The 6,838-nt window shown below is 65.5% G+C and carries 8 protein-coding genes; 7 read left to right on the forward strand and 1 reads right to left on the reverse strand.

The features are described from left to right. The 5 genes from IC66_RS0122340 to IC66_RS0122360 all read left to right on the forward strand — a co-directional run. Nucleotides 1–1,228, forward strand: a 1,228-nt coding sequence (locus tag IC66_RS0122340; RefSeq protein ID WP_038949109.1) for a hypothetical protein, incomplete at its 5' end; no start/stop codon positions are given. A 177-nt stretch (nucleotides 1,229–1,405) separates the two neighbouring features. Further along, entirely contained in the window at nucleotides 1,406–1,663 is a 258-nt protein-coding gene (locus tag IC66_RS0122345; protein ID WP_028144544.1) for a hypothetical protein, read from the forward strand. Between the two features lie 232 nt (nucleotides 1,664–1,895). Beyond that, nucleotides 1,896–2,336, forward strand: a complete 441-nt coding sequence (locus tag IC66_RS0122350) for an MgtC/SapB family protein (RefSeq protein WP_018317958.1) — start codon at nucleotides 1,896–1,898, stop codon at nucleotides 2,334–2,336. Nucleotides 2,337–2,412: 76 nt separating this feature from the next. Next, on the forward strand, nucleotides 2,413–2,568 hold the full coding sequence (locus IC66_RS47155) for a hypothetical protein (RefSeq protein ID WP_161966444.1): 156 nt from the start codon (nucleotides 2,413–2,415) through the stop codon (nucleotides 2,566–2,568). A 91-nt stretch (nucleotides 2,569–2,659) separates the two neighbouring features. After that, nucleotides 2,660–3,040, forward strand: coding sequence for a hypothetical protein (locus IC66_RS0122360; RefSeq protein WP_028144543.1), 381 nt, complete (start codon nucleotides 2,660–2,662; stop codon nucleotides 3,038–3,040). Here the strand turns inward: IC66_RS0122360 and IC66_RS0122365 are convergent. Then, nucleotides 3,000–4,559 carry a glycoside hydrolase family 17 protein gene (locus IC66_RS0122365; protein WP_038949110.1) on the reverse strand — a complete coding sequence of 520 codons (1,560 nt, stop codon included), beginning with the start codon at nucleotides 4,557–4,559 and terminating at the stop codon, nucleotides 3,000–3,002. The genes IC66_RS0122360 and IC66_RS0122365 overlap by 41 nt on opposite strands. Nucleotides 4,560–4,927: 368 nt before the next feature. Here IC66_RS0122365 and IC66_RS0122370 point away from each other — a divergent pair, with 368 nt between their 5' ends. Together IC66_RS0122370 and IC66_RS0122375 are read left to right on the forward strand one after the other, a co-directional pair. Then, nucleotides 4,928–5,518 carry a hypothetical protein gene (locus IC66_RS0122370; RefSeq protein ID WP_028144541.1) on the forward strand — a complete coding sequence of 197 codons (591 nt, stop codon included), beginning with the start codon at nucleotides 4,928–4,930 and terminating at the stop codon, nucleotides 5,516–5,518. Between the two features lie 217 nt (nucleotides 5,519–5,735). Continuing rightward, a partial coding sequence (locus tag IC66_RS0122375) for a glycosyl transferase family 2 (protein ID WP_038949111.1) occupies nucleotides 5,736–6,838 on the forward strand: 1,103 nt, incomplete at its 3' end.

The raw sequence follows: 6,838 nt of genomic DNA on the forward strand, positions 1-6,838 counted from the left end.
GGCCAATCAGGCCCAACTCGGCTGGCGGCGCGACCAGGTTGCGTCCGCCGATCTCGCGCGCCAGGCAGAGCGGCTCCAGGCGCTGGCCAAGGAGAGCCAGAACGAGGCCCGCCGGCTTGCGGCCGCCATCGAGACGCTGAACACGGATCGCGACCGGCTCTATTCCCGTGTCACCGTGGTCGAGCAAGGGCTCGATTCCGTCACCGGCGCCATCGCCAAGCAACCCACCGCACCACCGCAGCCCGGCAAGCCGCAGGATGCCACGCCGACGGCGCCCAGCGTCGCGCCGGTCGCTTCGACCCCCGCCTCCGCCGGCGACAAGCCCCGCACCGAGGCCGCCAAGGACACGCCCAAGGACACGCCCAAGGATACGGTCACGGTCAAGGATACGCTCAAGGAAGTTGCAAAGGAGCCGTCGAGCCTGCCACCGCAGACTGCCGCCGCCGCCTCGCTCGTGCAGCAGCCGCTGGCAGCGACTTCGGCGCTGCCGACCATACCGCTGGTGCCGTCCAAGTCGATCATGGCGCCGCCCGATCCAGCCGCGTCGAAATTGATTCAGCCCGAGACAAACGAGAAGGCCGCCGAGAAGAAAGTCGAGCCGGCGCCCGCCCCGACCGAAGTCGTCGCGACAGCCGCGAAGGCACCTGAGGCAGCCGAGAACGAATCCCCCGCCATCGCGGTCCAGCAGACGCGTTTCGCGATCGACCTCGGCGGCGCCAATTCGATCGACGGCCTGCGCGCGCTCTGGCGCGGCCTGAGCAAAACCAATCCGGAAATCGCAGCACTGCGACCGATCATCATGATCAAGGAAGGCAACACCGGCCTCGGCATGCAGCTTCGCCTGGGTGCCGGTCCGCTGGTCAACGCCGCCGCCGCCGCAAAATTCTGCGCGAGCCTCGCGGAGAACGATCGTCACTGCGAGACCACCGTCTTCGACGGCCAGCGCCTCTCGATGCGCGGCGGATCGGAGAAGGGACAAGAGAAGTCCCAGGACAGAGTTCAAGAGAAGAACTCCGAGAAGAACCAGGACGCGGTCCCGCAAGCCGAAACCGCGCCCGCGCCGAGTGCAAAGCCCGAGAAGCCGCAGCGCCGCCGCAGCTACTCCTCCAAGCGCTCGTCGAAGCGCGAAGAGCCCGCGCCCCCGCCTGCGGCGCAGCCCGCGCCGGCGAAGCCGGAGACCGCGTCTGCGTCCGCGGGATCGACGCTGTCGTCGTTCTTCAGGCGATAAACATTGCGCCTGAACGGGCGGTGAATGCCGGCGTGTTTTTGCGCGCGCCGATGAACCTAAATTTCGGTCCGAGAAGAGAAACCACCCGTCAATTGCCAAGTTGTCCCGGTCGTGAACCGGAGCGGCCGATGTGAGAAATCACGCGCGCCCGCCTCCATGACCTCGGGAGAAACCCACGTGAAGACATTGATCATCGCAACGGCCGCGCTTCTGGCGGCATCTCCGGCGCTTGCGCAAACGACGAAATCGCCGGGCGCCTCGAGCAACGCGCCGGGTCAGCAAATGCACAACACAAAGAAGCCTTCGACAGGACCCGGCGCGTCCGAATACGCCCCTGGTCACCAGACCAATACCACCAAGGGACCGGGCCACTCGGAGAGCGCGCCGGGACAGAAGATGCAGACCACCACGGGCTCGAACACCAGCAAGAAGTGATGGTGCGCGGTCGCGTTCTACTCTGGCAGATGGCGTCGACCAGGCTGGTCGGCGCCATCGCCTTGTCGAACGGCGGCTCGCGCTGCCTGATCGCCGATGATCGCTCAGAGTTGCGCGGGCATGCGACCATCGGACGCTTGGATCTCAGCGGCTCTTTCTCACCAAGTTGGCGTTTAGTCCCGATCTGCCGGGCGCACGCCAAGCGTCCGTCTCCCGAAACGCACGAGCTTCGATGAACGAACTGGATGATGTGCTGAGGCTTCTCGTCGCGGCGGGAACAGGGCTGCTGATCGGCATCGACCGCGACATGAACGACAAGCCGGTCGGAATGCGCACCCTGGCGCTTGTCGCTCTGGGCTCCGCGCTGGTCTCGATCTCCGTGATCGAGTTCCAGAATCTGCGTGACCACCCCGATGCGATCTCCCGGGTCATTCAGGGCGTCGTTGCCGGCGTGCTGACCGGTGTCGGCTTCATCGGCGCGGGCGTCATCCTGCACGACGCCAAGGCGAAGACCGTGCACGGCCTCACGACCGCGGCAACCGTCTGGATTGCGGCGGGCCTCGGGATTGCCTGCGCGCTCGGAGCCTGGCTGCTGGTCGCCGCAGCGATCGCCGTCACGCTGCTCGTGCTGTTCGTTCTTGGCTGGGTCGAGCGCCGGCTGGGATTGAAATAGGCAAACATACCAAATGATAGGGAAGAGGTCCGCGTAAGGCGGCAGTATCCGCGACGGATTTTGATTCGGAGCGGAGATGACGGACGCGAAGTTTCTGCGGGAGCAACTCGCGTTGATCCGCGAGCTGGCCGAGCAGGCGGACCCCTACATCAGAAAACGCCTGCTTGCATTGGCTGAGAAATACGAGCGACGGCTCGCGGACCAGAATCGGGCGACGCAAAGCCGGCTTTGACGGCCCCTCGCGCACGTCGTGGGCGAGCCGGATCAACAGAAACATCCCCTGCCCTGTTGCCTGCCCGCGCCATCACGACCATATTGCCGCCATGACAAAAAAGCCCTTCCGCCTCTCGCCCTACCAGGTGCAGTTCCTGATCGTCGTCGGTTTCGCGTCCGTCGGCTATGCGCTCTATCTGCGCTACCTTGCGATCGAGCTGTCGCAGGTCGCTCTCACCTGCGACGCCGGGCTTCAGACGATGATCTGCAAGGCGCGGTCGGTCTCGACGGTGCTGTTCAAGAATTCGGTGTTCGGCATCGTCGCGCTGGTGGTTGCGACGCTGAACCTGATGCGGCCGTCGATCGTGCTGCTCACCGTCGGCATCATCGCCGCCGGCCTCGGCATCGTGCTCTACAATGTCGTGCTGTCGGGCCTGGCGATCGGCCTGTTCATTCTTGGGTTTGCTCGGCCCGCGCCCGCCACAGCGTGAGCGCGAACAACAGATAGATCGTGCAGGTCCACAGCGACTGCCAATTGTCGCGGCCCTCGTTGAACAGCACGAACACCGCCGACAACGCGAGCACGCCCGCGAACACCGATTCCGCGATCGGACGCTGGCCGATCTGCGGCCGATTCAGCATCAACAGCGCGAACGGCACGACCGCCATCGTCAGCGCGGCGTAGGGAAAATCCTTGTAGCGCGGGTCGAAAACGAAACCGAGCGCAGTCGCGGCCGCGATCACGGCCGTCACCGCGAGCGTCAGGCCGAGCACCGCGGTGAGCTTCGACCATTTTCGGCCCTCGCGCGGACCGAGCAGATCGAGAAAGGTCGGAAGGCTGCGGCCGATCACCATCGCCTGCGCGCAGAAGATCGGCGACAGGATACCGGCCGCGAGCAGCGCGCCCCAGAGCAGCCAGCCGCCGACGCCGTAGCTCTCATAATACAGCTTGTCGGCGCCGATCCCGAGCAGGCTGCCCGCCGTCGTCGCCGAAATGGCGACGCCGAGCCAGGCCGAGAAGCGCGGCGTCCACGGCCGCCGGCGCAGCGTGATGAGCGCGACCGCGAACACCAGCACGGAAAGGCCCATGCCGGCGCCCATGTACCATTTCCAGTACGGGAAATTGCTGATCGGCTCGCCCGGCGGATATTTCAAGCTGCGGCGCACCGAGTCGTACAGGCCCCAATAGCCGCCGACGGTGCCCTCCAGCTTTCGCTTCCAGGGCTGGTCGTAGGACTCGATCAGATTGACGCGAAACTTGTTCGCCTTCGCCAGAGCCAGGATTTCCGAGACCACCCGCGCCTGGTTGGTGCGTGAGGGCAGCGCGCCGTCGCGCATGCGCCCCTCGCTCGGCCAGCCGGTCTCGCCGATCAGGATTTCCTTGCCCGGAAACGCCACCGCCATGCGCTCGCGGATCGCCTCGACATGGGCGGCGGCGAACTTCGCCTTCACCGGCATATCCTCCCAATAGGGCAGGATGTGGATGGTGACGAAGTCGACGGCGTCATAGACCTCGCGGTTCTTCAGCCAGAATTCCCAGACGTCGGCATAGGTGACGGGCACGCTGACCTGCGTCTTCACCAGGCGGATGATCGAGACGAGGTCCGCCGTCGTCATCTCGCCGCGCAGCAGCACCTCGTTGCCGACGATGACGGCGGTGATGATCGCGGGGAATTCCTTGGTGAGACGAATGGCGAGCGCGGCCTGCTCAAAATTCTTGGCTCGGTTGCTGGAGAGCCAGATGCCCTGCAGCACTTTCAGCCCGCCGACCTTGGCGGCGATCGCCGGCACCTGGTCGAGCCCGTTCTCCAACGAATAGGTGCGGACGCAGTCGGTGATTTCCTTGAGCTGGCGCAGGTCCTGCTCGATCTGCTCGGCCTCGATATGGGTCCACGCGTTCAGCGGCGTCTGCTCGCCGCGGAACGGCGCGTAGGAGACGCATTGGACCTTCTCGGCGGGATCGATCGGGGCGCGCGCGAGCGTGATCGGCGTCGCCAACCACCACCACACGGCAGCAATCGCACCCAGTGAAACGAGCAGAAGCGCCAGTGGCGTACGAAGTGAAATCGGTTCCGTCCTCCGCGAAGGGTCCGTCGATTACCTGCTTGCACGCCGTCTGCCAAGGGGGTGTCCAAAGAGGGTGCCCAAGCGGGTGTCCAAATGCCGATCCACTCTCAAGGATCCGCGCCTGCCCTTAAGGAATGGGGCTGCGGCTGTTCGACCGGGGCCTAGCATCGTGACTTTGCTGGACAAAATTCCAAATACAGGTCATGGACTCGGAAAGACTTTTCCGCCGCATTGGAGACCCATTTGGACGCCATCACCGGCGCGTCCGCGGGATCCTGACGCGGACGGCCAGCGGATACATTGGGGAATTCATGCGGCAACGGGTGTTCGAGTCACGAAATGCGGTCCTGCGGCAGTTCGCCGCCACCTTGGCCGTCTCCTGCCTTCTCGTTCTCGCCGGTCTCGGTGGCGCTTCCGCCCAGAGCGGCACGCCCGCGCCGGACCAGGGCAAGGCCGCCGCCCAGCCCGCCGACGCCGCCAAGGATGCGGCCCAGAACCAGCGCCGCACCGACGAATTCGCCGAAGCGGCCCAGGTCATCAGCGGCCCGGCCGGCAATCCCGAATGCGTCTGGCTCGGCCGGCGCGTGGTGCGGCTGATGTGGCGGGATGACCTCGATACCGCGTTCCGCCATCTCGACCTCTATGACCGCTTCGGCTGCCCCGGCGGCCACATCCAGGCGGCCTTCCGCTGCCTGACCCGGTTCGGCGGCCAGATCGATCCCAAGGTCGCCGAGACCCTGGACAGCCGCGTGCATGCCTGCTGGATCAACCCGGCGGCCCAGCCGCAGCAGGCGGCGGCCGCAGCGGCACAGCCGGCCGCTCCCGCGGCCAACAATGCGCAGCCGCAGCCGGCCGCCAGCCCATCGCCCGCGGCAAGCCCGACGCCGGCGCCCCAGAAATAGCCGCGATCGTTTCAGCTGTCGTTCAGAAACGATCGGCCATAGACGCGGTTGGCACCGCCGCGCGTCGTTCGAAAAAGGCCATGCCCTCATAAGGACATGAGGCCATGACAGTTGTGAAACCGTGCGACGGAGATATGCTCCCTTTGCCGCGGACTTGGTCGGATCTCGGGGGCGGATCCGCTTCCCTGCCCCCTCAGCCCCTTTTGGTTTAGCCGCGATGCGCGTTGTCGCCGCCGTTTTGTTGCTCGTGTCTGCGCTTCACGCAGGGCTATGGGGAGTCTTGCGCGACAAGGAACCCGCGCCCGACTTCAAGGGCCTGTTGCCCAGCGTCTCCTACGCGCCGTTCGAGGGCTCGGCCCACCCCGACATCGACAACATCCCGACCGTCGAGAAAATCCGCGCCGACCTGAAGACGCTGTCGACCATGACGCGCGCGATCCGCCTCTATTCGTCCACCGGCGGCGTGGAACTGGTGCCGCCGATCGCGGCCGAGTTCGGCCTCAAGGTCACCGTCGGCGCCTGGATCGACAAGGACAAGGATCGCAACGAGCGCGAGATCAAGGCCGCCATCGAGCTCGCCCGCAAGAACAGCAACGTCGTCGGCGTCGTCGTCGGCAACGAGGTGATCTACCGCGGCGAGCAGAAGGTCGAAGACCTCATCGACATGATCAAGAAGGTGAAGGGCTCGGTCCGCGTGCCCGTCACCACCGGCGAGATCTGGAACATCTGGCGCGACAATCCCGACCTCGGCTCCAGCGTCGATTTCATCGCCGCGCACGTGCTGCCCTATTGGGAAAACTTCCGCTCCGACCAGGCGGTCGACCAGGCCGTCGACCGCTACAATCTCTTGCGCAACCTGTTCCCCGGCAAGCGCATCGTGATCGCCGAGTTCGGCTGGCCGAGCCAGGGCTACAATTTGCGCAACGCCGATCCGGGTCCGTTCCAGCAAGCCCTGATCCTGCGCAATTTCGTCAGCCGCGCCGAAGCCATCGGCATGGAATACAACATCGTCGAGGCCATCGATCAGCCCTGGAAATTCTTCGAAGGCGGCGTCGGTCCTTACTGGGGCATCCTCAACGCCAGCCGCGAGCCGAAATTCGCCTGGACCGGTCCGGTCGAGAACCCCGACTATTGGAAGCTGATGGGCATCGCGCTCCTGGTCGGCATCCTGCTGTCGCTGCCGATCCTGCGGATTGAAAAGCCGACCGCGAAGCAGGCCTTCCTGCTGTCGGCGACCGCCAACGGCGTCGGCGCCTGGGCCGCGACCGTGTTCGCGTTCTGGAACAGCCATTACTTCATCATCGGCTCCCCCCCCCCCCC

This window comes from Bradyrhizobium genomosp. III (genome assembly GCF_000261705.1).
GTDB classification, from domain to species: Bacteria; Pseudomonadota; Alphaproteobacteria; order Rhizobiales; family Xanthobacteraceae; genus Bradyrhizobium; species Bradyrhizobium ottawaense.